The sequence below is a fragment of the Bengtsoniella intestinalis genome (assembly GCF_039719005.1).
Classification (GTDB): domain Bacteria; phylum Bacillota; class Clostridia; order Oscillospirales; family Oscillospiraceae; genus Oscillibacter; species Oscillibacter intestinalis.
In genome coordinates, this window is record NZ_CP133584.1 from 3228471 (window position 1) to 3252543 (window position 24073).

The following is a 24073-nucleotide window of genomic DNA, read 5'->3' on the forward strand; positions in this document are numbered from 1 at the left end:
AACCCTTGACCAAATGGATAAAGTGTCATACAATATTATATGATACAAGATATTGTGAATAAGTAGAGTTTTATCTCTCGGATATAAAAGATTTAGGAGGCTCGTTGTATGGTATTCGGACTGGAAACGGGACCAGATTTTGTGGTTAACATCAAAGTCATCGGTGTTGGCGGTGGCGGCAATAATGTCATCAATCGCATGGTGTCCTCTGGCACCAAGGGCGTGGATTTTGTGGCAGTGAACACGGACAAGCAAGCGCTGAACGTGTCCAACGCTACATATAAGATTCAAATTGGCGAAAAGCTGACCCATGGTCAAGGTGCTGGCGCCAACCCTGAAATCGGACGCAAGTCTGCAGAGGAAAGTCGTGCCCAAATTGAAAAGGCTCTGGAAGGCACCGACATGGTGTTCATTACCGCTGGTATGGGCGGCGGTACTGGCACAGGTGGGGCACCCATCGTGGCAGAAATCGCCAAGGAAATGGATATTTTAACTGTGGCTGTGGTGACCAAGCCCTTCGGCTTTGAAGGTCCCCGTCGTATTCGCTGTGCCGAAGCTGGCATTGCTGAGTTGCGTGACAAGGTGGATTCTCTGGTGATTATCCCCAACGAACGCCTGAAATTGGCCACCGACCAAAAGATTACCTTTGCCAATGCCTTTGAAATTGCTGATGATGTGCTGCGTCAAGCAGTCCAATCCATCTCCGATTTGATTCGCGACACTGGCTTCATCAACTTGGACTTTGCCGACGTGACCGCCGTCATGAAAAATGCTGGTATGGCACATATGGGCGTAGGCCGTGCCGCTGGTAAGGGCAAGGCAGAAGAAGCCGCTCGTTTGGCGATCTCTAGCCCCTTGCTGGAAACCTCTATTCAAGGTGCTAAGGGTATTTTGATTAACATCACTGGCTCTATGGATATTGGTTTGGAAGAAGTTGATCAAGCGGCCTCGTTGGTGCAAGGTGCTGTCCATCCCGACGCATTGACCATCTTCGGTGCCACCTTTGATGAAACATTGGAAGATGAAATCCGCGTCACTGTCATTGCCACTGGCTTTGATAAGGCAGAAGATGTTGCGCCTGCTCCTGTGGCACCTGTGGTGGAAGCCGCCCCTGTGGCACCTGCTACCCCTGTTGCGCCCCCTCCTGTGTCTGCTGTCACACCCCAAGGTCGCTTTGAGCCTGTGCCTTTGAACTTGGAAGACGATAAGGCCATCCCTGAAGAAAAAGACCCCTTCGACGATATTTTTAAAATTTTCAATCGCCGTGATTGATTGTAATGGTTGATACAACAGACCCAATGGCAATGCCATTGGGTCTGTTTTTGCATTTTTTTGCCAGCTGCAAACAACTTATTCCATGGAATTGATGGGGGATATTACACCGAAAAAGACAATCACTTCTGCGCAAAATACAATCAGTCGCAGTGGTGAAGCGACCAATTTTTTTAAAATGAGGAAGGAGTGATTGGATTGTATGAGAAGGCCAAAAGACTGTTGCCAGCGGTGTTGGTGGTGTGTGCCATGGGTATAACGGCAGGTGCCACATCTGTGGTGAGCCAAACACTGGTGCCTGTGGGGGACACGGCAGGCATAGAGCTGTTTGCACCCGGGGTTGTGGTGGTGAAGCTTTCAGAAGGGAACACACCAGCCAAGTCGGCAGGGTTGCAGACAGGGGATTTAATTGTAGAATGCAATGGCACGGCGGTGACCACCACAGGGGAGTTTCAAGCGTTGATGCAATCTGGCGATACAACCCAGCTGGTGCTGGCAGACGAAACGGTGGTGACGGTGACACCACAAGACAATGGAGACGGCACCTATTCCATTGGTGCGTGGATTCGAGACAGCATGGCAGGCATTGGCACCATCACCTATTACGACCCAGAAACGGGGGCTTTTGCCGCCTTAGGTCATGGCATCACCGATGGACAGCTAGAGGATTTGATGCCGTTAGAAAGAGGGTTTTTGATTCCCTCAAGCGTGGCCAGCGTGGCAAAAGGTAGCGTGGGGACGGCAGGACAACTGGTGGGCGAGTATGATTTGTCCACCCAAATTGGCACCCTAGAAGCCAACACGGCTACAGGGATTTATGGCGTTTTAAACCAAGCGCCAACCACGGAGCAAACAGCGCTTCCCATTGCCTCGGCAGAGGAAATTCAAGTTGGCTCTGCCACTATTTTGTCCAATGTGCAAGGAGATATGGTGGAAGAATATACCATTGAAATCACAGCCATTCGTGACACGGATGATGGGCGAGATATGGAGCTAAAAATCACAGACCCAGATTTAATTGCCATCACTGGTGGCATCGTCCAAGGAATGTCAGGGAGTCCGATTATCCAAAATGGTAAGCTCATCGGGGCAGTGACCCATGTGTTGGTGTCTGAGCCAACCAAAGGATACGGAATATTCATCGAAAATATGCTCTCTACAGCTGAAACGGTGGCCTAAAAAACAGCCCCAGATGCGCATGGCGCATCTGGGGCTGTGATATAATAGAACTTTATGCCATCATAGCGCTTTTGGCAAAGGTTTTTGCGTTTTGCACATCCTCTTCATTGGGGCGGTTTTTGTTGGCAAAGGCAAATTTGCCTTTGCAATAAAAATGCTGATCCACCACAGGAATCCCTTTTGCAGCCAAGGCTTTGCACAAGATGGGATAACCGCTGTCAGACATGGCAGAGGTGGAGAAAATGGCCACCTTGCCAACCATGGCAGGGGTCAAGGTGTCAATAAAAGTTAGAACAGCTTTGTCAATGCCGAATTTATACACCGATGCCCCTAAAAAGAGCAAATCCACTGGTTGGGTCAGAGCGTTATCGATGGTGCCAGCTTGGGTGCCAACTTCCACGCCAATGGCGTCAGCAATTTTTTTCGTGTTGCCAGATTTGGTATAGTAAACGACACTTGCATTCATAAGTCTGACTCCTTAGAAAATTTGTTTGCCGCCGTTTGGACCGGCACTTTCGTCGTAAATTTTGTCAACACTGAAGGTCCAAATTGCTTTGATTTCCATGCCCATTGCGGCAAATTTTTCTGCAACAGCTTGGAATAAGGGGCCGTCGGTGAGACGGGCTTGCACGGATGCGTTGACCAGATAAGATTCCATGCCCTTGACAGCCAACAGAGCAACTTTGCTGGTGTCGGTCAAGTTTGCGCTGGAGGTATTCATGAATACTTCTGCCACAGCCAGAGTGTTATCGTCGACTACCATTACACTGCCTGCCACGATGGTGTGCAATTGGCCTTCTTTTGAGATGGTGCTCACCACTTTTGTGCTTTCGGGATCTTGGAATAATTTGCTAACTTGTTCTAAATTTTTCATAACCATTCTCCTCAATTTTGTTTTAATCAGTTTTAATGATTGACTTTGTTTTACTTACCTGATATGATAATAGCACATAAAAAACGCAGAGTCAATACTGTAAAAAATAGGAGGAGGTACGGAAAATATGAGTGGCTGTAAGGCAGAACATTGTCCTTGCGGAGCGGTATGTCCATTGCAAGTGGCGCTCAAACGCATTGGCGGTAAATGGAAAATTCCTATCTTATGTGTGCTCTCCAGTGGGGAGGGCATTCGCTATAACGAGTTGATGAAAAAAGTCACAGGCATCACCAATACCATGTTGGCCTCGTCGCTCAAAGAGTTGGAAAAAGACGGGCTCATCACACGGGTGCAATATAACGAGATGCCCATTCGGGTGGAATATTTCATCACGGAAAAATCCCTATCCTTGATGCCAGCGATGCAAATGCTGGCCCAGTGGGGCATGGAATAAAACGGAATCAGATGAAAAAAGACGCACCTGACGGTCAATGTCATTAAGATAAGCTTTGCTTATCTTAATGACAGCTAAAAACTAAGGACTAAGAGTGAAAAACTATGGAAACGCAATCGGTTTTCTATAGTTTTTCACTCTTCACTTTTAGCTCTTAGTTGTCATTTAGTTCTTAACTAAATGACATTGACCTGACGGTGCGTCTTTTTTTAGTATTTTGCAATATCGAGGCTGTCGTCGTCAGTGCCTTTTTGGATGTGACGGACTTCCATAGTGTAGCTGGGGCGGCCTTCGGGGGTGACGGTCACTATGTCACCCACTTGCTTGCCCAGTAAGGCAACGCCAGCAGGAGACTCTTTGCTGATGAGACCTTGGAGGACATTTTGTCGCAAAGTGGTTACAATGCGTAATATTTGCTCTTTTTTCAACACAGAGTTATAGACTGTCACCGTGTCAAACAGGCCAATGGCGTCATTGTCGCTGTCGATGGTGATGACCTTGGCGGTGCGCACCATGGCTTGGAGATAGCGGATGCGACTATCATTGCGGTTTTTGGCTTGCTTGGCACAGCGGTATTCAAAGTTTTCACTCAGGTCACCATGGGCACGGGCTTCTTGCACTTCTTCGATGAGTTTGGGGCGTAAAGTTTGGATGCGGTGGGTCAGTTCTTGCTTCATTTTGTCCAAATCTACTTGGGTTAACTCGTCGTGCATCAGCGGCTTTCCTCCTGCAAATCTTGGATGTCGTAGGGGGTGGATTGATAGACAAAGTAGTTCAGCCAGTTGGAATAGAGCAAGTTGGCGTGGGCACGCCAAGACACCATGGGCGCATGGGTTGGGTCGTTGTTGGGATAATAGTTGCAGGGTGGCTCAATGGGCAGACCTGCCGATACATCGCGACGATATTCTTGGCCTAAGGTGTCGCCGTCGTATTCAGAATGACCCATAATGAAGATTTGACTGCCACCTTTTAAGGATATGGCATAGACCCCAGCGTCAGGGGAGGAGGCCAAAATTCGCAAATTTTCCACGGCTTCGATGTCTGCTCTGTCTACCGTGGTATGACGAGAGTGGGGTACCATAAAGCCGTCGTCAAAGCCACGGAACAAAATGGACTGCTTATAGTCCACTGTGTGGTGGTAGACTCCGAACATTTTCTCGTCTAGCAATTGTTTGTCAATGCCAAAATGATGGTACAGCCCAGCCTGCGCGCCCCAGCAAATATGGAATGTGGAGTGGGCATGGGTTTTGCTCCAGTCCATAATGGCGGTCAATTCTTCCCAATAATCTACCTCTTCGTAGGCCATTTTCTCCACAGGTGCCCCTGTGATGATCATGCCGTCGAAGTATTTATGCTTCACATCGTCAAAGGTTTTGTAAAAGGCATTGATGTGAGAGGCAGGGGTGTTGGCAGATTGGTGAGATTTGGTGGAAATCAGCTCTAACTCAATTTGCAAAGGCGTGTTACCCAGCAAACGGCACAACTGGGTTTCTGTTTGGATTTTCTTGGGCATTAAATTCAGCAGTAATATTTTCAAGGGACGAATGTCCTGTGTGATGGCGCGTCGTTCGGTCATCACAAAGATATTTTCGTTTTCCAGCGCTTCTACTGCAGGTAAATCGTTGGGAATTTTAATGGGCATAATCGACTCCGTTCTCTAGCTACAAAGTAGAGGTGTTATCATGTGCGGTGGATAGCCATAGCCATTCACCGTTCATCATTAGTCTTTCACGTGTTCCAAGGCTTGGGTAATGTCAGCAATCAAATCTTCTGGGGCTTCAATACCGCAAGACACACGCACCAGACCTGCTGGCACGCCAGCGGCTTTGAGTTGTTCTTCGCTCATTTGACGGTGGGTGGTGCTGGCAGGATTCAATGCACAGCTACGGGCGTCGGCCACATGGGTTTCGATGGCAATCAGGCGCAGTGCGTCCAAGAATTTGCCAGCGGCTTCACGACCACCCTTGAGTTCAAAGGACACCACACCACAAGAACCCTTGGGCAGATATTTTTCAGCCAGAGTGTGATAGGGGTCACTTTCTAGGCCACAATAGTTGACTGTTTCCACTTGGGGATGGGCTTCTAAGAACTTAGCAACCGCCAAACCGTTGGCGCTGTGTTGTGCCATCCGCAGGTGCAGGCTCTCTAAGCCGAGGTTTAACAAATAAGCTTGTTGAGGCCCTTGGGTGGAGCCAAGGTCACGCATCAGTTGTACGGTGCACTTGGTGATGAAGGCACCAGCGTTGCCGAAACGCTCAGCATAGGTGACCCCGTGATAGCTGTTGTCGGGGGTGCACAGACCGGGGAATTTGTCGGCGTGAGCCATCCAGTCAAATTTGCCGCTGTCCACAATGGCACCGCCCACAGCAGAGCCGTGACCGTCCATGTACTTGGTGGTGGAGTGGGTGACAATGTCAGCGCCCCATTCAAAAGGACGGCAATTGACGGGGGTGGGGAAGGTGTTGTCCACCACCAAAGGCACGCCATGGGCGTGTGCCACCTTGGCAAACAGCGCAATGTCAAGCACAGTCAAGGCAGGGTTGGCGATGGTTTCACCGAACACGCATTTGGTGTTGGGCTTGAAGGCGGCGTTCAATTCTTCTTCGCTGGCGGTGCAATCCACAAAGGTCACTTCCACGCCCATGCGTGCCATGGTGACAGCAATCAGGTTGAAGGTGCCGCCGTAGATGGAGGAGGAGGCCACAATGTGGTCGCCACAGCCTGCCAAATTGAACAGGGCAAAGAAGTTGGCGGCTTGCCCAGAGGAGGTGAGCATAGCGGCAGTGCCCCCTTCTAATTGGGCGATTTTGTTGGCCACATAGTCGTTGGTGGGGTTTTGTAGACGAGAATAGAAATAGCCAGCGGCTTCAAGGTCAAACAGTTTGCCCATGGCTTCGCCGCTTTCATATTTGAAGGTGGTGCTTTGAATGATGGGGATTTGACGAGGTTCACCATTGCCAGGGGTGTAGCCACCTTGTACGCAGGTGGTGTCTAAAGAAAAGTTGCTCATAAATGTGTCTCCTTTTATGGTTGTGTTGGGGGGAGGATGCAAAAAAACGCCTCCATCCCAAAGAATTTAACTTTGAGACGAAAGCGTATACTTCCGTGGTACCACTCAAATTGCGCCTACCTCACGATAGAGCGCCACTTTACGGAGTCTATCAACTCCTTTGCACTGACGTAGCATACACGGAGAAGCCCTACGGTGTGAACACCCTCGAACCCTCAGCTCCAAAGCCATAGAACATGAAACAGCTTGTTACCGCCTTTCACCAATGTGACGGCTCTCTGCAAACGCCTTGTTTCGTCCCTCTTTATCATCGCTTTTATGGGGCTAGTATAACAAATGATGGAAGGGTTGTCAATGGGCAGTTTTCCATGGGGAAAAACCTGTGGTTCCTTTTTTAAAATAGGTGTGATACAATTGTCGTATGATTAAGATGTGCGCTGTGGCGCAGAATGGAGACTTTATGAAAACAGTGTTATTCATCAACGGGTGTGTCCGTGAAGGCCATTCTCGGTCGTTGCAACTGGCAAAGGCTTATTTGGAGACGTTAGAAGGGGAGTTCCACCTTGTAGAGCGGAATTTGATGGCATCGAACCTTGGCTATTTGACCAATACCTCCTTTGACAGTGCCACAGGGGCTCCTTTGCCCATGGATGCCACGTTGGCAGAGGAGTTTGCGCAGGCGGACGAAATCGTTATGGCGACACCATTTTGGGAGTTTTTGTTCCCAGCCTTGGTGGCTTGTTATTTTGAAGCTGTGTCCATCGCTGGGGTTACGTTTCAATACACCGACCACGGCAGTGAGGGGCTGTGCAAGGCAAAGGCCTTCACCTATTTGTATACCGCTGGGGATTTCATTCCCAAAGAGGATGCCATTTGCGAACGCTATCTGCGTCAACTGACCAAGTTGTACGGCATTGAATACTTCACCGCCATTTCTGCCCAAGGCTTGGATATTGACACCAACAATCCACAGCAAATTGTGGAAAAAGTCTGCCAAGAAATTCGAAATCGTTGATATTTTTAGGTAAGCTTTAGGTTTCTAGGGTAGAGTGTAGAAAAAACAGGAGGGGATTTGTATGCGTATTTTACTTTGTGAGGACGAAAAAGAGCTGTCCAATGCCCTTGCGGCCATTTTGAAGCACAATCACTACGCTGTGGATGCAGTGTATGATGGGGCAGAGGCTTTGAGTTATTTAGAAGCTGACAATTATGATATGGTGATTTTGGATATCATGATGCCCAAGGTAGATGGGTTGACCGTGCTGAAAACCCTGCGTGAAAAGGGCAACAGTGTGCCTGTGCTACTGCTCACGGCCAAGACGCAGGTGGGGGACAAGGTGCAGGGGCTAGATTTAGGTGCCAATGATTATATGACCAAGCCCTTTGAAACAGAAGAACTGCTGGCACGGCTCCGTGCCATGACCCGTGGCACAGGGGAGGGCACCACCTCATTGCTGACACTGGGGAATATTACGCTCAACCGCGCCACCTTTGAGCTGAAATCGCCAAAAGGGGTGTTCCGCCTTGCCAACAAAGAGTTTCAAATGATGGAGTTGTTTTTAATCAATGCCAAACACATCATCCCTACAGAGCGATTTTTAGAGAAAATCTGGGGCTATGACACCGAGGCTGAAATCAACGTGGTGTGGGTGTATATTTCCTATCTGCGGAAAAAGTTACAGTCTTTGGATGCCAATATCCAAATCAAAGCCACGCGAAACACAGGGTATTCCTTGGAGGAAATGTAAATGGAGCGACTGTTACGGCGAAAGTTTATACTGGTCGCCATGGGGGTTATCACCACGGTGCTCTTGGTGATGGCCACGGTGATCAACATCTCTAGCTATCTGCAAGTGGACGATGTGGCAGATGAAGTCATTGCGGTGCTGGCAGAAAACGGCGGTCTCTTTCCTGCCAATTTTGACCGCAATCCCTTTCAACATATGACCCAAGAAACCCAGTTTTCCACACGGTATTTCTGGGTGCGGCTCAATGCCGATGGGGAACTTTCCAGTGTGGATACGCGCAATATTATGATGGTCAACGCCGACCAAGCAGGGGCGTTTGCCAAGGAGATTTTAGACTCTGGGGTGGCAGATGGTTTTATGGTCAACTATAAATACCAAATGATTGCCCAAGAAGATGGGTATTTCATCATCTTCGTGGACTGTGCCGAGGAATTGAGTGCCTTCCACAGCTTGTTGTATAACAGCGTGACGGTGTGCATCATTGCTATTTTGGCGGTGTTTGTGCTCATTGTGGTGGTCAGCAAGCAGGCGGTGGCGCCCATTGTGGAAAGCTATCAAAAGCAGCAACAATTCATCACCAACATCACCCATGAACTAAAAACACCCCTTGCCATTGTGAAAACCAACACTGAGGTCATCGAAATGAGCCAAGGTTCGTCCCAATGGAGCCAGAGCATTCACAACCAAATTCGTCGTCTCAATGAGTTGGTGAACCATTTGGTCAGTCTGTGTAAAATGGACGAAGATGGGCACCAACTGTTGAAGGTGGATTTCTCCCTGTCTGATGCCATCAGTGAAACGGCGGAGCCGTTTGCGGTGATGGCACAGGAAAAAGAGGTGGAACTGGTGTGCCAGATTGCCCCCAATATCACCTGTTGCGGGGAAGAAGACTCGTTGCGGTTGCTGGTGTCCATTTTGATGGACAATGCCGTGAAATATTGCAACCAAACCGCCCCCATTACGGTGAATTTACAGCAAATCCGTGGGAAATCTCACATCACTATTTCCAATGGCGCTGATGACTTGAAGGCAGGGAAGTACGACCAGATTTTCCAACGGTTTTATCGGTTGGATGGTTCTCGCAACAGTGCAAAAGGTGGCTTTGGCATAGGCCTTGCCATGGCCAGCACCATTGTCCGTAATCACGGTGGCACCATGCAGGCAAAAAGCCCTGATGGGAAAATTATGGAAATTCATATTGAATTGTAAATTGAAACATCCGATTGTGTGGTATGTGCTATGCAATCGGATGTTTTTTTCTGCTGCCGCAGGGGCTTTCTGTTTTCCCACTGCCGTGGGGGGGCGCTCGCCGCGCGGGCGTTACTTTGCAAAGATGCAAAGTAACCAAAAATCTTGCACGTGGCAGATGACCACGCGTGGTCATCTGTCTCACGTGCTCCCATTTTATACGGATGGTGCGTATGAGTGGGTGCGGTGCTATCGGGTGGGTGCTTCACACCCGTTCGGCTTATCATGTGGGATGCGCGAACCAACGCTGATTGCTGCCGCACATGACTCGTACGATGACATGGTACCACGCGTGTGAGGTGCCTTACAATGTAGACGTCGATGGGTGCGGTGGCGCTGGGGGATGGATGACGATGGTGGCGCCCAGCGCCACAGCACCTACCCATACCCACAACCGAGGCACACCTAAGAAATGGCACTATCTTTCTGCAACATCGCAACAGGGCGAAGCCCGAAAGGTCATGCAGAGACAAATCAGGCCACTCAGTGCTGCTCGAGAGAGCGTGGCACCCCAGCGATGAACCCCCGTAAAAACCCCTTTTTTTCACTCGACCGCAGTCGTCGTGAAAAAATCGTTTTTGATTCTTTTTGTCGATACAAAAAGAATGCCCGTCTGGCAAGACACCGCCCCGTAGGGGCAAAATTGAGGGATGGGAAACGGGCGACCACAGGTCGCCCCTACCATTGGGGTGGTTGAAGAATGCCCGTCTGGCAACAGACCGCCCCGTAGGGGCAAAATCTAACAATTCAGAGTGAATCAGAAAACGGACGCCCAATGGGTGCCCCTACGATGGGGTGGGGGGAACGCCCGTCTGGCAAGACACCGCCCCGTAGGGGCAAAGCCGTCCGCAGGACACCTCACGGTGGCAGACCACTTTTGTTAAAACTAAGTAAAGTTTTTAAAGTATACTTTAGGTTGCCCCTGTATACTAAGGCCATAACCTAAGAAGGAGGCGATTTTTATGACACCACAAACCGTGTTTAAACGATACGAAGTGAAATATAGATTGACCACAGCCCAATACAAACAGCTCAAGGCTGTGATGGCAGACCACATGAGCCTTGACCAATATGGGAGGCACACCATTGACTCCATGTATTTTGATACCCCCGACTATCGGCTTATCCGCAAGTCCATCGAAAAGCCCACCTACAAAGAAAAGCTACGGCTCCGTAGTTACGGCGCTGTTGGTGACAGCGACATCGTGTTTTTGGAATTAAAGAAAAAGTACGACGGCGTGGTTTACAAACGGCGTTTGGCAGTGGCAAAATCTGAGGCCATGGCATTTTTGACCCAAGGCAAGCCTTTGTCTAACAACAGCCAGATTGCCAAAGAATTGAGCTATTTTTGCAAATATTACGAAAAGCTACAACCTATGGTGGGGTTGCGGTATCAACGAGAAGCCTACTTCGGCAAAGAAAACCAAGACTTCCGCATGACCTTTGACCAAAACATCGCCATGGCAACCCAAGAACGGTTTGACACCCCATTGCTACCCCATGATGCAGTGATTTTGGAAGTGAAAACCGCCATGGGACTGCCCACTTGGCTGTTAGAATTTTTCTCTAGCCATCAAATTTACAAAACGTCTTTCTCTAAAGTGGGCACAGCCTATGAAACTATTTTACTACCAAAGGCGTTGAAAGGAGAACATCATGTTGCTTGAAAGTGTATTTGCCAATTTGTTTGATTCTGCTGAAACGGCCCAGATTGATGTGGCATCGTTTCTCATTTGCGTGGGCTTGTCTCTGGTGCTGGGGCTGATCATTGCCGCTTTGTACATGCACAAAACCCACTATACCAAAGGCTTTGTGGTCACCTTGACCATCATGCCTGCCGTGGTTGCCATGGTGATTTTGATGGTCAACGGGAGCATCGGCGCTGGTGTGGCTGTGGCTGGTACCTTTAGTTTGGTGCGCTTCCGCTCTGTGCCTGGCACGGCCAAAGAAATCGGTGCCATTTTCTTAGCTATGGGCGCAGGCCTTGCCATGGGCATGGGCTATGCTGGGTTTGCCGTGCTTTTTGTGGTGATTGTCAGCGGCATCAACTTCTTGCTCACCACCTCCTCCTTCGGGGAAAGCGCCCAAAACCAACGTGTTTTGATTGTCACCATGCCAGAGGACCTGGACTATAGCGGTGTGTTTGACGATGTGTTCACAAAATACACCACCGCCGCCGCCTTGACCCGTGTGAAAACCACCAACATGGGTAGCTTGTTGAAAATCACCTACGAAGTGACCATGGCACCCAGTGTGTCAGAAAAGGCCTTCATCGATGAGTTGCGTTGCCGCAATGGCAACTTGGAAATTGTGCTTGCCAAACAAGGCAACACTGGCGCTGAATTATAAGGAGAATTGCTATGAAAACTATGAAAAAAGTATGGGCAGTGGTGTTGTGCGCCGCTATGCTCTCTGGCTGTTCCACCACGGAAACTGCCACCACAACCACAGAATCTGCAACGGCCCAAACTTTGAGCGAAACCACAGTGCTTACCGCTGGTACAGCAGACTTGTTGAGCCTGGCCTCTGACGAGTTGTTCACTGGCAACGACTACGAAGTGGGCTTGGTGTTTGACACCGAATCCACCATCACCCTTGCCAACAATGGCTCCACCGCTGACGATAGCTCTGTCACCATTTCTGGCAACGTTATCACCATCACACAAGAGGGGTCTTACCGTGTCAGCGGTAGCTTGAGCGAAGGGCAACTGGTTATCGACGTGGATGAGAGCGAAAAGGTGCAACTGATTTTGGATGGTGTCACCATCACCAACACCACCACCGCCGCTATCTATGCACCTTCTTGCGACAAGCTATTTGTCACCTTGGAAGGCACCAACACCTTGACCTCCACCATTGTAGACACCGAGGATTCCAACGTGGATTCCGCCTTGTTTGCCCAAGGGGATATGACCTTGAACGGGGCAGGTTCTTTGACCATCACCACCACCAACGGCAACGGCATTACCAGCAAAGACGATTTGGTGTTCACTGGTGGGCTCTACACCATCACCGCCGATGGTCACGGCTTGGATGCCAACAACTCCATCCGCATTGCCAGCGGTACCTTCACCATGGACACTGGCAAAGATGGGATGCACGCTGACGATGAAGATGTGGAAAAAGGCTATATTTTCATCTCTGACGGTACCTTCACCATCACCGCTTTGGGCGATGGGCTGGACTCTAGCTCTCAAGTGCAAATCGATGGCGGTGACTTCGACATCACCACTGGCGGTGGCAGTGCCTTGAACTTGTATACGGGTCAATCTCAAACCATGGGTTCTCGCACCACAACCACCACCCAAACCATGGAAGTCCCCGAAATGACGGAACGGACAGACATGGCAGATATGGCAGACATGGGCGAACTGCCCGAAATGACCGAGCGTACCGACATGATGCAATCTGGCATGGACACCCAAATGCAGTCTGGCATGATGCAAGGGCAAATGAGCGGTCAAATGGGCATGGCTGGGGGCGTCAGCGCCACCACCACTGGCGGTACTGTCACCACCTTGGCTGGCGGTCAAATGGGCGGTCAAATGCAATCGGGCATGATGAGTGGTCAATCTCAAATGGGCATGGACACCATGATGCAAGGGCAAATGGGCATGGAAGATTTGACTGATGAAGAAATTGCAGCCATGGAAGAACAGATGGCCATGATGGGAGAAATGCAAATGGGCATGGACACCATGATTGAGTCCACCACCTCTGCCTCTGACTTGGACGACAGTCTCAGCACCAAGGGCATCAAGGCTTCTACCTATATCCTCATCAACGGTGGCACCATCAATCTGGACACCTTTGACGATGCCATTCACTCCAACGGCAACACCTACATCGCCGCTGGCACCTTGACCATTGCCGCTGGTGACGATGCCATTCACTCTGACTGGAACACCACCATTGCAGATGGCGACATCACCATCACCACTTGCTACGAAGGTCTGGAAGGCCAACAAGTGGAAGTGCTTGGCGGTGTGCTGAACATCTACGCACTGGACGACGGTTTCAATGCCGCCAAGAGTGACAATGCCATGGATGGCGACATCTACATCCGCATCGCAGGCGGTACCATCGACCTGGACACCTATTACGAAGGGGACGGCATCGACTCCAATGGCTACATTGAAATGAGCGGTGGCATCTTGCGTGTCTCTGGCACCACCGCCACCACCGACACCCCTCTGGATTATGGCAGTGAAGCTTGGATTACCGGCGGTATCTTCATGATTGGCGGTAGCGTGAGCCAAACCAGCCAAAACTTTGGGGAAGACTCTACCCAAGGCGCCATCTGGGTGGCACTGTCTAGCGTGCAAACTGGCACCTTCACCTTAACCGACAGCGCTGGAAACGTGGTGGCGGAATATACCCCCACCAAGGAATACCAAACCGTGGGTATCTCCACACCCGACATTGTGGTGGGGGAAACCTACACCTTGGTAGCTGGCAGTGAAACCTTCACCATTGAGATGGAAAGTCTGATTTACGGCGAAGGCAATGAAGGCTCCATGATGGGCGGTCAAATGAGCGGCATGAGCGGCAGACGATAAGTGTAATGTTCAGAAGCTGGAAAAAAGTGATTCATCACTTTTTTCCAGCTTCTTTTTGTTGAAGAGCCTTCTAGGGGAGCTCGAGGGGGCAAAGCCCGCCTCGAATAAAATCAATCGCCCTAATCTGAAATGTTCTTCTGTTTGAAATTCGTAAAATGTAGTGAATTTGCATGATTTTGAAATTTTGCATTGGGGCGATGTTCTGGTCAACAACAAAGGTGTCACTCATGACACCTTTGTTGTTGACCAGAAGCTGGAAAAAAGTGATTCATCACTTTTTTCCAGCTTCTTTTTATCTTTGGGGTTGAAACTTGGGGCATAGTATATTATAATAACTGTATTATACTGGCAAAGAAGGTGCAAAGTTGACCGATTCCCCTACGCCAAAGGTGGCGGCTATTCATGATTTATCTGGCTATGGTCGATGTTCGTTGACGGTGGCTATGCCTATTTTATCGGTGATGGCCATTCAGTGTTGCCCAGTGGCGACCGCATCCCTATCCACCCATACTGGGGCTGGCTTTGAGGGGTTTTCTTTTTTGGATATGACGTCAGAGTTGGGGAAAATCACCCGACATTGGGCTTCGTTAGAGCTGTATTTTGACGCGATTTACAGTGGGTTTTTGGGCAGTGAACAACAAATTGTCTTGGTTTCTGAGATGATAGATACCTTTCAATCGCCCTTGGTGGTCATCGACCCTGTTATGGGTGACCATGGGCAGGTGTATAAAACCTACACCCCTGCCATGTGTGAGGGTATGGTGGCGCTGGCAAAAAAAGCCCATGTCATCACTCCAAATCTCACGGAGGCGGCTTTGTTATTGGGCAGAGAGTATACTTCTATGCCCCAAGATGTAGCTGGACTGGAGACCATTGTGGCGGAATTGTCTTTAGATGGTAAACGGTCTGTGGTGCTGACAGGGGTGTCAGCCCAAGAGGGACAAACGGGCGCTTTGAGTTTTGATGCCAAAACAGGGGCATTGTCGCTGTGTCAAGCGCCACAGGTTGCACGGATTTTACATGGTACTGGCGATGTGTTTGCCAGCGTGCTCACAGGTGGTTTGGTGCAGGGGAACTCCTTGCTAGACGTCACGACGCAGGCGGTAGAATTTGTTTCCCTTTGTGCCCAACGTACCCATCGCCAGAACCTGTCGCCTCAAGCAGGTGTGGATTTTGAACCGTTATTAAGGCATTTGTTGCCTGAAATAAATTGAAAATTGAAGGAGAAACAATTATGGACGTATTTTCTAGCATTACTGCATTGAGCGTAGGCGCATTTACCTTGGCAACCTTGTTACCCACCTTGTTGGTGGCCATCGTAGCACTCATCGCCATCCGTGTTTTTATGAAAATTGTGGCACGTGTGTTGGCCAAAACCACTTTGGATACACGGGTACAACGCTATGCCGTGGCCGCCATCAAATTTGCACTGTATCTGTTGGCTATTTTGGTCATCATGGCACAATTGGGCATTGAAATCACCTCTTTGGTGGCCATCTTGTCTGTGTGTTCTTTGGGCTTGACCTTGGCCGCAGAAGACATTTTGGGCAACTTGGCTGGCGGTTTGGTGATCATTGCCTCTCATCCATTTGCATTGGGCGACTTTATCGAAGCCTCTGGCGTGTGCGGTACCGTGGAACACATTTCCTTGAACCATACTAAGGTGATTACCCCTGATGGTTTGATGGTGATGCTGCCCAACAAAGCACTCTCCACCTCTCAAATGACCAACTACACTGTGCTGGGCACCCGTCGTGTTACCCAAAAGGTCACCGCTTCTTATGGCGCAGCCACTGAAGATGTGAAGGCCGCTTGCTATGAAGCACTATCCAACACCGATTTGATTTTAGACGACCCTGGCTCTGCTGTCTATGTATCTAACTACGGTGAAAGCTCCATTGAATATACCATTTTCGCATGGTGCAAAGCTGAAAACTACTGGCCTGTGTATTTTGGGCTGGGTGAAGCTCTGCGTCCTGCCTTTGCAAACCATAAGGTTGAAATGACCTATGACCATTTGAATATCCACATTGTGGAAAAATAAGCATAAAGCAGAAAATAAACGAGGAGCGTGGACTTGTGGAGGGAACCAAAACCCTAGTGGATACAGCGGTAGACCAGCTGATTCATATGATTTTAGAGCAAAAACTACAGCCCGGTGATAAGTTGCCCAACGAATATGAACTGGCCAAGGATTTGGGCATTGGTCGCAGTACCTTGCGTGAAGCCATCCGTCGCTTGGTGGCACGCAATGTGTTGCAGGTGCGCCAAGGCTCAGGAACCTATGTCTCAGAAAAGCACGGTGTGCCAGAAGATCCTCTGGGTTTGACCTTCTTGGGCAAGAAAAACGACCCCAAATTGGCTGTGGATTTGCTGAATATTCGATTGATGATTGAGCCTGAAATTTGTGCAGACTTGGCCATTCATGCCACAGCCAGCCAGCTGGATCAAATGCGCTATTATTGCAATGAGGTGGCCACCAAGATTCAAGCTGGTGAGGATTATTCTCAGGCAGATGCGCACATGCACGGATATTTTGCAGAGTGCAGCGGCAATCGGGTTTTGAAAAATCTGTTGCCCATCATCACCTCCTCTGTGCACCAGTCTATTTTTTCTACCAATGATGAACACCGTCAACAATCCAATCTGCAGCATTTTCGCATTTTGGAGTCCATCGTCCGTAGGGATGCCCAAAGCGCTCGCTATCACATGATTACCCATTTGAACACCAGTCGCGAATCCATTTTGCCGCTGTTGAAACAAGGGAAGAAAAGTAAATAAACCTTTCTGGAAAGGAGTTGCCGATTGGCAACTCCTTTTGTCTGACATATTGCATATGAAAGCAAGGTGTAAATTGGGCACATCTCCAAAATATCAATATTTTGGAAAAAATCATTGACGAAATAACGGGTTGGGTGTACAGTAAGAATATAAATACATCTGATGAATTGAAACGAATCAGATTGATAAGAATGGAGCAATTATCATGGCAAAGTTTAAAGTCGCTGTTTCTGACACCCGTCACGCTTCTTATGCAATTGAAGAAGCTATTTTGAACACCATCGATGCTGAAGTTGTGTACTGCAACTGCGTCACCGACGATGATATCATCGCCCAATGCGCCGATGCTGATGCAATTTTCTTAGATTTGGCACCTTTCACCGCCAAGGTGGCCGCCGCTCTGCCCAAGTGTAAAGTGGTAAACCGTTATGGCGTTGGTTTTGAAAACGTGGACATTGCCGCTTGTACAGCCGCTGGCATCCAAGTGACCAATGTACCTGACTACTGCATGGAAGACGTATCTGACCATGCCTTGGCATTGATGATGTCTTGCCTACGCCATGTGGGGATGCGCGACCGCAAAATCCGTGAAGGGGCTTGGAACCTGCAAGGTACCTCTTTCCGCCTCAAGGGCAAAACCTTGGGTGTCATCGGCGCTGGTCGCATCGCACGCTCTTTGATTCAAAAGGTTAGCGGCTTCGATTTGAAAGAGGTCGTGGCATTTGACCCTTATTTGACCGCTGAACAGCTGGCAGAATTTGGTGTGCGTAAAGTAGAAATGGCAGAATTGTTGTCCACTTCTGATTTTATTTCCCTGCATCTCCATGTCAACGAAGAAACCCGTGGCATCATCAACAAAGAAAAACTGGATATGATGAAGCCCACCGCTATTTTGATTAACGTCAGCCGTGGCCCTCTGGTCAACGATGCTGATTTGCTGGACGCATTGCAAAACAATCGCATTCTGGCAGCAGGTCTGGACACCCACTGCTGTGAACCTCTGGGTGCAAACTCTCCCTACTGTGCTCTGGATAACGTTGTCCTCACTGACCACACCGCCTACAGCACTGCTGAAGGTGTGGAAGAATTGAAGACCAAATCTGCCAAAAACATTGCGGCAGTGCTCACAGGGCAAGCCCCTGCTTATCCCATCAATCAACTGTCTTAATGGTGGAAGACAGTCGATAAATTTCTTCTTCATGTAAGAATTCTCCCTAGCAACAAGGACATACACTGTATGATTACGGTGTATGTCCTTGTTGTTCTTAACAAGTATTTGATGAAAATTTTCACCAATTAGACAAATTGTGAAAATATTTTCCAAAAGGGATTGACAAAACCCCTATAATTTAGTACCATAGGGCTACGAACTATGGTAACATTTTAACAACACAATTCGCAACTTTAAGAAGGAGGCCCTTACAATGACACTGAAAAAACTATCCGCATTGTTCCTGTCCGCCACCATGATTCTGTCTCTGGCAGCTTGTGGCTCTAGCTCTAGCACTACCACAACTACCACTGAGAGCACCACCACTACCACCACCACTGAAACTGCTGGTGATGATGTGGAGCTGACCCTGTGGACCTACCCCATCGGCTCTTGGGGTGACCAAGCTACTACCGACGCTATGATTGCTAATTTTGAAGCTGCCAACCCTGGCATCACTGTTACCGTTCAATTCCTAGACTACACCTCTGGTGACGACCAAGTCACTTCCGCTATCCAAGGCGGCACCACTCCCGACCTGATTATGGAAGGCCCTGAACGTTTGGTGTCCAACTGGGGCGCTGCTGGCAAAATGGTTGCCTTGAACGATCTGTGGACTGATGACGTTATCGCTGATATCTCTGCCATCTCCGATTCTATCCCTGGCATCTGCTTGGGCGCTGACGGCAACTACTATGAATATCCTCTGGCTATGACCGTCCACACCATGGGCATCAACTATGAACTGTTTGAAGCCACTGGCGCTCTGGATTACATCGATTTGGAAACCCGTACTTGGACCACTGAAGGCTTTGTAGCCGCACTGGAACTGTTGGCAGCTTCTGATGCCATCATCACCCCCGCAGTGGTTTACTGTGGCGGTCAAGGCGGCGACCAAGGCACCCGTGCTCTGGTGAACAACCTGTATTCTGGTCAATTCACCGACGCTGCTGTCACCACCTACACCTCTGATTCCGCTGAAAATATGGAAGCTTTGCAACTGTTGGTCGACTTGGTTGACCAAGGCTTGCTGAGCGCTGACGCTGGTATCGCGGCTGCTGAAGAACTGCAAATGTTCGCCAACGAAACCGTGGCTATGTCCTTCTGCTGGAACGCTGCAAACCAAGCTACCTACGCATCTCAAGTCGCTTTCACCCCCTATGCTGTGGCCTTCCCCTCTGACGACGGTGTGCCTATGCTGGAAGGTGGCGTTTGGGGCTTCGGTATCTTCGACAACGGCGATGATGCTAAAATCGAAGCTGCTAAGACTTTCATCAAGTTCATGACCGAAGACGAAGTCCAAGGCGTGGAAAGCGTTGCCGCAACTGGCTTCTTCCCCGTGCGTGCTTCTCAAGGCGATATCTACACCGGCACCGAAAAAGAAGAATCCAATGCTCCTTACGTGCAACTGATGCCTTACATGGGTAGCTACTATGCTGTGGCTCCTGATTGGGCTTCCGCTCGTACTGCATGGTGGAATATGCTACAACAAGTCTTCTCTGGTACCAGTGTGGAAGATGCTGTGGCAACTTACAGCGCAGAAGTGAACTAACGACGAATGACTAAAGGTGAAGGGTGAATGACGACTCCTTAGTCCTTAGCCCTTCACCCTTAGCCTCAAAAACATCCGCCCCTTTTAATCATGCGGGCGGGTGTTTTTCGCTTAAAATGGAAAAAATTCTATCTAAAATCTCAAGAGGAGGGGACTTTCTATGGCACGTACCCCTAGCCGCAGTCAAGTTTTGGCACGGCGTGAAACCATTTCGGCTTACTTATTTTTGGCTCCAGCTATGCTGTTTTTTGTGGCATTTGTGGTCATTCCTATGGGCATTAGCCTTGTGACTAGCTTCTACGAATACAATATGTCTGGCTCCACCTTTTCTGGTATTGATAATTATGTGCGGATGTTCCAAGATGCTGTCTTTATGAAGGCACTGAAAAATACCGTGCTCATTGTGGTGGTGGCTGTGCCCACTGTCACGGCTTTCTCTCTCTGGGTGGCCACCGCCATCAACCCCATGAAACCAGTGGCACGGTCGTTTTACCGTTGCGTGTTTTATCTCCCTGTGGTCACAGGTTCTGTGGCTGTCACCGTGGTGTGGAAGTGGATGTTCAACGCTTATACTGGGCTTTTGAACAGCGTCTTGGGCACCACTGGCTATAGCTGGTTGGGGCAAGAGAAAACCGCCATCTGGTGTATCATTTTGATTTTGTTCACCACCTCTATCGGTCAGCCCATCGTGCTGTATGTGGCGGCGTTGGGCAATGTTGATCGCTCTTTGGTGGAAGCTGCCCATGTGGATGGTGCCAATGGGATGCAAGCCTTCTGGAAGATTAAATGGCCTCAAATGATGCCCACGACCCTATATATTTTGGTCATCACCACCATCAACTCCTTCCAATGCTTCGCCTTGATTCAATTGCTCACCTCTGGTGGGCCTAACAACTCCACCCAAACCATTATGTATTACATCTATTACAACGTCTACAAGCTCAACGACTTTGGCTATGCCAACGCCATGGGTATTGTGCTGGCACTGATTATTGCACTGTTTTCTGCGGCGCAATTTGCGCTGGCAAAGTCTGAGCATTAAGGAGGGATTGCGATATGAATGAATTAAATGCACGCCCTCGCTGGGTCACAGCTTTGTATATCTTGATGCTGGCTGTGCTGGTGGTGTTTTTCGTGTTCCCCTTATATTGGATTATCACAGGGTCACTGAAAGAAGCCGCTGCAATCAATGCCAAGGTGCCCCAATGGTTCCCAGAGGAGCCAACCTTGGATAACTTCATCCGTCTGTTTGACAAGCCTGCTGTCCAATGGATTATCAACACCATTGTCATGGCAGTGGCCTCTATGATTTTAACCTGCTTCACCGCCGCTTTGGCAGGCTATGCCTTGGCAAAAAAACGCTTTTTCGGGCGAAAGGCACTGTTTGGCCTGTTGGTGTGTGCCATGGCACTGCCCAAGCAAGTGGTGGTCATCCCACTGCTGCAAGAAATGAGCTTTTTGGGCTTGCATAATACCCTCTGGGCAGTGATTTTGCCCACAGTGGGCTGGCCTTTTGGTATTTTCTTAATGAAACAGTTCTCAGAAACCATTCCCACGGAAATGCTGGAAGCGGCACGGGTGGACGGTGCTGGCGAACTGCGCACCTTCTTTCAAATTGTGTTCCCCATCATCAAGCCCGGTGTGGGTGCTTTGGCCATCTTCACCTTCGTTAGCTCTTGGAACGACTATTTCCTACAGCTGATTATGTTGGTTGACCAAGAAAATCTCACCATTTCTTTGGGTATCGCCAAGCTACAAAGCGAAATGGCCAGCGATTTCGGCTTGATTATGGCCGGTGCCGTAGTGGCCGCTGTGCCCATCATCACCGTGTTCATCGCCTTCCAACGCTACTTTACCCAAGGCATCACCATGGGTGCTGTCAAGGGCTAAGATTTCAACAAAGTATGCTACTGTCCCTTGCGGGCGACCATAGGTCGCCCCTACAGTTGCAACCCCCCATTGTAGGGGCGACCTGTGGTCGCCCGTGTATATCTATCCTCAAATTTTAGGGCGTATTGGTTACTCCATTCCTTAACCATACGCACCATATCAAAGGAGGCTTTTCCGTCTGGGTCGACGGTGTGGCAGTGTGGAGACCTGCCATAATGTTTGTAAAATTCTGCTTTTTACAGATAAGGGCTTGTTGCGGTTGCAACTTGCTCACGACCATTTGATTTATGTCTACTGTATCATTACAACACATCAAAAAAACGTATGAAGGCAACGTGACCGCTGTTCACGATTTCAATTTGGAAATCGCCGACAAGGAATTCATCGTGCTGGTTGGCCCTTCTGGCTGTGGTAAATCCACCACTTTACGTATGATCGCAGGGCTGGAAGACATCACCGACGGCGATATGTTCATCGATGACACCCGTGTCAACGATGTGGAGCCCAAAGACCGTGACATTGCCATGGTGTTCCAAAACTATGCCCTCTATCCCCATATGAGCGTGTATGAAAATATGGCCTTTGCGCTAAAATTGCGGAAAATGCCCAAGGATGAGATTGACAAGGCTGTCCGTCAAGCGGCAGAAATTTTGGATATCACCACCTATTTAGACCGCAAGCCCAAGGCTCTCTCTGGCGGTCAACGTCAGCGTGTGGCCATTGGTCGCGCCATTGTTCGCAATCCCAAGGTGTTTTTGATGGACGAACCTCTGTCCAACTTGGATGCCAAGCTTCGCAACCAAATGCGTGCTGAGATTATTAAGCTGCGCCAACGCATTGACACCACCTTTGTCTACGTGACCCATGACCAAACCGAGGCCATGACCTTAGGTGACCGTATTGTCATCATGAAAGACGGTTTGGTGCAACAAATTGGCACCCCACAAGAAGTGTTTGACCATCCATACAACCAATTTGTGGCTGGCTTTATTGGCACGCCCCAAATGAACTTTTACCAAGCGCAATTGGTGAAAGAAGGGGACAAGTACGCCGTGAAACTGGCTGATGCCACCGTGGTACTGAGCGATGAAAAGCAAGCCAATTTGGCAAAGAATAACGTCCAGTCCCAAGCCATTACCCTTGGTGTGCGCCCTGAGCACATCACCTTAGAAAAGACCACTGCTGGCACTGTCAGCGGCACCGTAGGTGTTAGCGAAATGATGGGCTCTTCCATCTACCTCCATGTCACCGCCTGCGAAAAAGACACAGTTATCATCGTCCAAACCCGTGATTTGGAAGGGGATTACTTGAAAGATTTCGCCGCCAATGCCACCATCCAGTTCTCCTTCCCTGGCAATGTGTGCCATCTGTTCGATCCCAAAACCGAACTGAATTTGGAAGGCTAAACAACACAAAAGCAACTTTGTAAAAAAGCCTTCGCCAGTATATGATTGGCCGAAGCCAATGTAGGGCGGGGGCTTGCCCCCGCCGATACCCCCCTCAACACAATGCAAAGCAAGGGCGAAATCGTAAATTTCTACGATTTCGCCCTTGCTTTTTGTCAGAATAGCCCTCTACTGCCGGCGGGGGCAAGCCCCTGCCCTACGGTGTGGGTGGTGGGGGCATACGCTTTTCTCATCACACCAAACTTGGCACAAGCCCAATCAGCTTGTCCGCCAAAATTCCATGTGCCTCAGCGGTGAGGTGCATGAAATCTACAGCGTTGAACTGGCAACCCAAGGCGCCAGCGTCTAAGAAATGACAACCCAGCAAGGTTGCCACCTCTTGAAACACAGCAGGCACTTGAAGAGATTTTTCCACGCACCTTTGTCCCATACTGCCGATGGTGGGGCAGGTGAGGATTTCCTCACGGATGGCAGGTGGGGCAATGAGCAAAATGTTGGGGGCTTTGCCACCCCAGCAATCGGTGTGTTGGGCTTCTCGCAATAGCCGTTCCATGCCTTTGCCGATGGTGAAGGCATTGGCACCAAAGCGCTCTTTGGTGTCGTTGGTGCCCAGCATCACAATCAGCAAATCCACAGGTTCATGGCTTTTGAGGCAGGGGTGCAAATAGTCGATGGCGGCAAGTCCTTGGGTCAGTGGGTCTGGGAACACGGTGGTGCGCCCAGAACGACCTTCTTCCACCACCAGATAGTCGGTGCCCAGTCCAGCTTGCAAGCCCATAGGCCAGCGCGTAGACTCATCAAAGCGCAGGTGGGGGTTGCCACAGTCGTCGGGGTCAGGGCAGTAGCCGTGGGTGTTGGAATCGCCGAGGCAGATGATGTGTTTTTTCATC

At 49.5% G+C, this 24073-nt stretch carries 23 protein-coding genes; 17 read left to right on the top strand and 6 right to left on the bottom strand.

Annotated features, from left to right (window positions below):
• Nucleotides 1-108 precede the first annotated feature (108 nt).
• Nucleotides 109-1272: a cell division protein FtsZ gene (gene ftsZ, locus RFF05_RS15410; RefSeq protein WP_409967914.1), complete on the top strand. Its 1164-nt coding sequence runs from the start codon at nt 109-111 to the stop codon at nt 1270-1272.
• A gap of 189 nt (nt 1273-1461) precedes the next feature.
• Complete coding sequence (locus RFF05_RS15415; RefSeq protein WP_409967915.1) at nt 1462-2451, top strand: SpoIVB peptidase S55 domain-containing protein; 990 nt, start codon at nt 1462-1464, stop codon at nt 2449-2451.
• 52 nt (nt 2452-2503) lie between these two features.
• Here the strand turns inward: RFF05_RS15415 and RFF05_RS15420 are convergent, their stop codons facing one another.
• Both RFF05_RS15420 and RFF05_RS15425 read right to left on the bottom strand, forming a co-directional pair.
• Nucleotides 2504-2917, bottom strand: coding sequence for a flavodoxin family protein (locus RFF05_RS15420; RefSeq protein ID WP_409967916.1), 414 nt, complete (start codon nt 2915-2917; stop codon nt 2504-2506).
• 12 nt (nt 2918-2929) lie between these two features.
• Nucleotides 2930-3325, bottom strand: coding sequence for a hypothetical protein (locus RFF05_RS15425; RefSeq protein ID WP_409967917.1), 396 nt, complete (start codon nt 3323-3325; stop codon nt 2930-2932).
• Between the two features lie 127 nt (nt 3326-3452).
• On the opposite strand from RFF05_RS15425, the gene RFF05_RS15430 reads away from it, so the two are divergent.
• Nucleotides 3453-3779 carry a winged helix-turn-helix transcriptional regulator gene (locus RFF05_RS15430; protein WP_409967918.1) on the top strand — a complete coding sequence of 109 codons (327 nt, stop codon included), beginning with the start codon at nt 3453-3455 and terminating at the stop codon, nt 3777-3779.
• Between the two features lie 209 nt (nt 3780-3988).
• On the opposite strand, the gene RFF05_RS15435 is transcribed toward RFF05_RS15430, so the two are convergent.
• From RFF05_RS15435 to RFF05_RS15445, 3 genes are all read right to left on the bottom strand, one after another.
• Nucleotides 3989-4492 (bottom strand): GreA/GreB family elongation factor, encoded by a 504-nt coding sequence (locus tag RFF05_RS15435; protein WP_409967919.1) that lies wholly within the window; start codon nt 4490-4492, stop codon nt 3989-3991.
• Nucleotides 4492-5421 (bottom strand): homoserine O-succinyltransferase, encoded by a 930-nt coding sequence (gene metA, locus RFF05_RS15440; protein ID WP_409967920.1) that lies wholly within the window; start codon nt 5419-5421, stop codon nt 4492-4494. Before metA ends, RFF05_RS15435 begins: the two co-directional genes overlap by 1 nt.
• Nucleotides 5422-5499: 78 nt before the next feature.
• Complete coding sequence (locus RFF05_RS15445; protein ID WP_409967921.1) at nt 5500-6789, bottom strand: O-acetylhomoserine aminocarboxypropyltransferase/cysteine synthase family protein; 1290 nt, start codon at nt 6787-6789, stop codon at nt 5500-5502.
• A gap of 460 nt (nt 6790-7249) precedes the next feature.
• Between RFF05_RS15445 and RFF05_RS15450 the strand changes: the two genes are divergently transcribed.
• From RFF05_RS15450 to RFF05_RS15515, 14 genes are all read left to right on the top strand, one after another.
• Nucleotides 7250-7804 (top strand): NAD(P)H-dependent oxidoreductase, encoded by a 555-nt coding sequence (locus RFF05_RS15450; RefSeq protein WP_409967922.1) that lies wholly within the window; start codon nt 7250-7252, stop codon nt 7802-7804.
• A 61-nt stretch (nt 7805-7865) separates the two neighbouring features.
• Nucleotides 7866-8537 carry a response regulator transcription factor gene (locus tag RFF05_RS15455; protein WP_409967923.1) on the top strand — a complete coding sequence of 224 codons (672 nt, stop codon included), beginning with the start codon at nt 7866-7868 and terminating at the stop codon, nt 8535-8537.
• The gene (locus RFF05_RS15460; RefSeq protein WP_409967924.1) at nt 8538-9746 is read left to right on the top strand and encodes a sensor histidine kinase; all 1209 of its coding nucleotides are present in this window, start codon (nt 8538-8540) and stop codon (nt 9744-9746) included. It begins immediately after the preceding gene.
• A 1001-nt stretch (nt 9747-10747) separates the two neighbouring features.
• Complete coding sequence (locus RFF05_RS15465; protein WP_409967925.1) at nt 10748-11452, top strand: polyphosphate polymerase domain-containing protein; 705 nt, start codon at nt 10748-10750, stop codon at nt 11450-11452.
• The gene (locus RFF05_RS15470; protein WP_409970128.1) at nt 11445-12134 is read left to right on the top strand and encodes a DUF4956 domain-containing protein; all 690 of its coding nucleotides are present in this window, start codon (nt 11445-11447) and stop codon (nt 12132-12134) included. Before RFF05_RS15465 ends, RFF05_RS15470 begins: the two co-directional genes overlap by 8 nt.
• 11 nt (nt 12135-12145) lie before the next feature.
• Nucleotides 12146-14344 (top strand): carbohydrate-binding domain-containing protein, encoded by a 2199-nt coding sequence (locus RFF05_RS15475; protein ID WP_409967926.1) that lies wholly within the window; start codon nt 12146-12148, stop codon nt 14342-14344.
• Between the two features lie 365 nt (nt 14345-14709).
• Entirely contained in the window at nt 14710-15558 is an 849-nt protein-coding gene (locus RFF05_RS15480; RefSeq protein WP_409967927.1) for a pyridoxamine kinase, read from the top strand.
• 20 nt (nt 15559-15578) lie between these two features.
• Nucleotides 15579-16388, top strand: a complete 810-nt coding sequence (locus RFF05_RS15485) for a mechanosensitive ion channel family protein (RefSeq protein ID WP_409967928.1) — start codon at nt 15579-15581, stop codon at nt 16386-16388.
• 35 nt (nt 16389-16423) lie between these two features.
• On the top strand, nt 16424-17125 hold the full coding sequence (locus RFF05_RS15490) for a FadR/GntR family transcriptional regulator (RefSeq protein ID WP_409967929.1): 702 nt from the start codon (nt 16424-16426) through the stop codon (nt 17123-17125).
• 205 nt (nt 17126-17330) lie between these two features.
• The gene (locus RFF05_RS15495; RefSeq protein ID WP_409967930.1) at nt 17331-18293 is read left to right on the top strand and encodes a C-terminal binding protein; all 963 of its coding nucleotides are present in this window, start codon (nt 17331-17333) and stop codon (nt 18291-18293) included.
• A gap of 256 nt (nt 18294-18549) precedes the next feature.
• The gene (locus RFF05_RS15500) at nt 18550-19887 is read left to right on the top strand and encodes an extracellular solute-binding protein (protein WP_409967931.1); all 1338 of its coding nucleotides are present in this window, start codon (nt 18550-18552) and stop codon (nt 19885-19887) included.
• Between the two features lie 160 nt (nt 19888-20047).
• Complete coding sequence (locus tag RFF05_RS15505) at nt 20048-20929, top strand: carbohydrate ABC transporter permease (protein WP_409967932.1); 882 nt, start codon at nt 20048-20050, stop codon at nt 20927-20929.
• Nucleotides 20930-20943: 14 nt separating this feature from the next.
• On the top strand, nt 20944-21777 hold the full coding sequence (locus tag RFF05_RS15510) for a carbohydrate ABC transporter permease (RefSeq protein ID WP_409967933.1): 834 nt from the start codon (nt 20944-20946) through the stop codon (nt 21775-21777).
• Between the two features lie 287 nt (nt 21778-22064).
• A complete protein-coding gene (locus RFF05_RS15515) occupies nt 22065-23183 on the top strand; it encodes an ABC transporter ATP-binding protein (RefSeq protein WP_409967934.1) in 1119 nt (372 codons plus the stop codon).
• 232 nt (nt 23184-23415) lie between these two features.
• Here the strand turns inward: RFF05_RS15515 and RFF05_RS15520 are convergent, their stop codons facing one another.
• Nucleotides 23416-24072 (bottom strand): GDSL-type esterase/lipase family protein, encoded by a 657-nt coding sequence (locus RFF05_RS15520; protein WP_409967935.1) that lies wholly within the window; start codon nt 24070-24072, stop codon nt 23416-23418.
• Nucleotide 24073: the final 1 nt, after the last annotated feature.

What these genes read in the sequence shown, in the direction of transcription:
- RFF05_RS15465 (WP_409967925.1), top strand. Translation starts at nt 10,748, where the DNA reads ATGACACCACAAACCGTGTTTAAACGATACGAAGTGAAATATAGATTG.
- RFF05_RS15475 (WP_409967926.1), top strand. Translation starts at nt 12,146, where the DNA reads ATGAAAACTATGAAAAAAGTATGGGCAGTGGTGTTGTGCGCCGCTATG.
- RFF05_RS15430 (WP_409967918.1), top strand. Translation starts at nt 3,453, where the DNA reads ATGAGTGGCTGTAAGGCAGAACATTGTCCTTGCGGAGCGGTATGTCCA.
- RFF05_RS15515 (WP_409967934.1), top strand. Translation starts at nt 22,065, where the DNA reads ATGTCTACTGTATCATTACAACACATCAAAAAAACGTATGAAGGCAAC.
- metA (WP_409967920.1), bottom strand. Translation starts at nt 5,421, where the DNA reads ATGCCCATTAAAATTCCCAACGATTTACCTGCAGTAGAAGCGCTGGAA.
- ftsZ (WP_409967914.1), top strand. Translation starts at nt 109, where the DNA reads ATGGTATTCGGACTGGAAACGGGACCAGATTTTGTGGTTAACATCAAA.
- RFF05_RS15500 (WP_409967931.1), top strand. Translation starts at nt 18,550, where the DNA reads ATGACACTGAAAAAACTATCCGCATTGTTCCTGTCCGCCACCATGATT.
- RFF05_RS15495 (WP_409967930.1), top strand. Translation starts at nt 17,331, where the DNA reads ATGGCAAAGTTTAAAGTCGCTGTTTCTGACACCCGTCACGCTTCTTAT.
- RFF05_RS15485 (WP_409967928.1), top strand. Translation starts at nt 15,579, where the DNA reads ATGGACGTATTTTCTAGCATTACTGCATTGAGCGTAGGCGCATTTACC.
- RFF05_RS15520 (WP_409967935.1), bottom strand. Translation starts at nt 24,072, where the DNA reads ATGAAAAAACACATCATCTGCCTCGGCGATTCCAACACCCACGGCTAC.
- RFF05_RS15450 (WP_409967922.1), top strand. Translation starts at nt 7,250, where the DNA reads ATGAAAACAGTGTTATTCATCAACGGGTGTGTCCGTGAAGGCCATTCT.
- RFF05_RS15425 (WP_409967917.1), bottom strand. Translation starts at nt 3,325, where the DNA reads ATGAAAAATTTAGAACAAGTTAGCAAATTATTCCAAGATCCCGAAAGC.
- RFF05_RS15435 (WP_409967919.1), bottom strand. Translation starts at nt 4,492, where the DNA reads ATGCACGACGAGTTAACCCAAGTAGATTTGGACAAAATGAAGCAAGAA.
- RFF05_RS15445 (WP_409967921.1), bottom strand. Translation starts at nt 6,789, where the DNA reads ATGAGCAACTTTTCTTTAGACACCACCTGCGTACAAGGTGGCTACACC.
- RFF05_RS15460 (WP_409967924.1), top strand. Translation starts at nt 8,538, where the DNA reads ATGGAGCGACTGTTACGGCGAAAGTTTATACTGGTCGCCATGGGGGTT.
- RFF05_RS15455 (WP_409967923.1), top strand. Translation starts at nt 7,866, where the DNA reads ATGCGTATTTTACTTTGTGAGGACGAAAAAGAGCTGTCCAATGCCCTT.
- RFF05_RS15505 (WP_409967932.1), top strand. Translation starts at nt 20,048, where the DNA reads ATGGCACGTACCCCTAGCCGCAGTCAAGTTTTGGCACGGCGTGAAACC.
- RFF05_RS15420 (WP_409967916.1), bottom strand. Translation starts at nt 2,917, where the DNA reads ATGAATGCAAGTGTCGTTTACTATACCAAATCTGGCAACACGAAAAAA.
- RFF05_RS15510 (WP_409967933.1), top strand. Translation starts at nt 20,944, where the DNA reads ATGAATGAATTAAATGCACGCCCTCGCTGGGTCACAGCTTTGTATATC.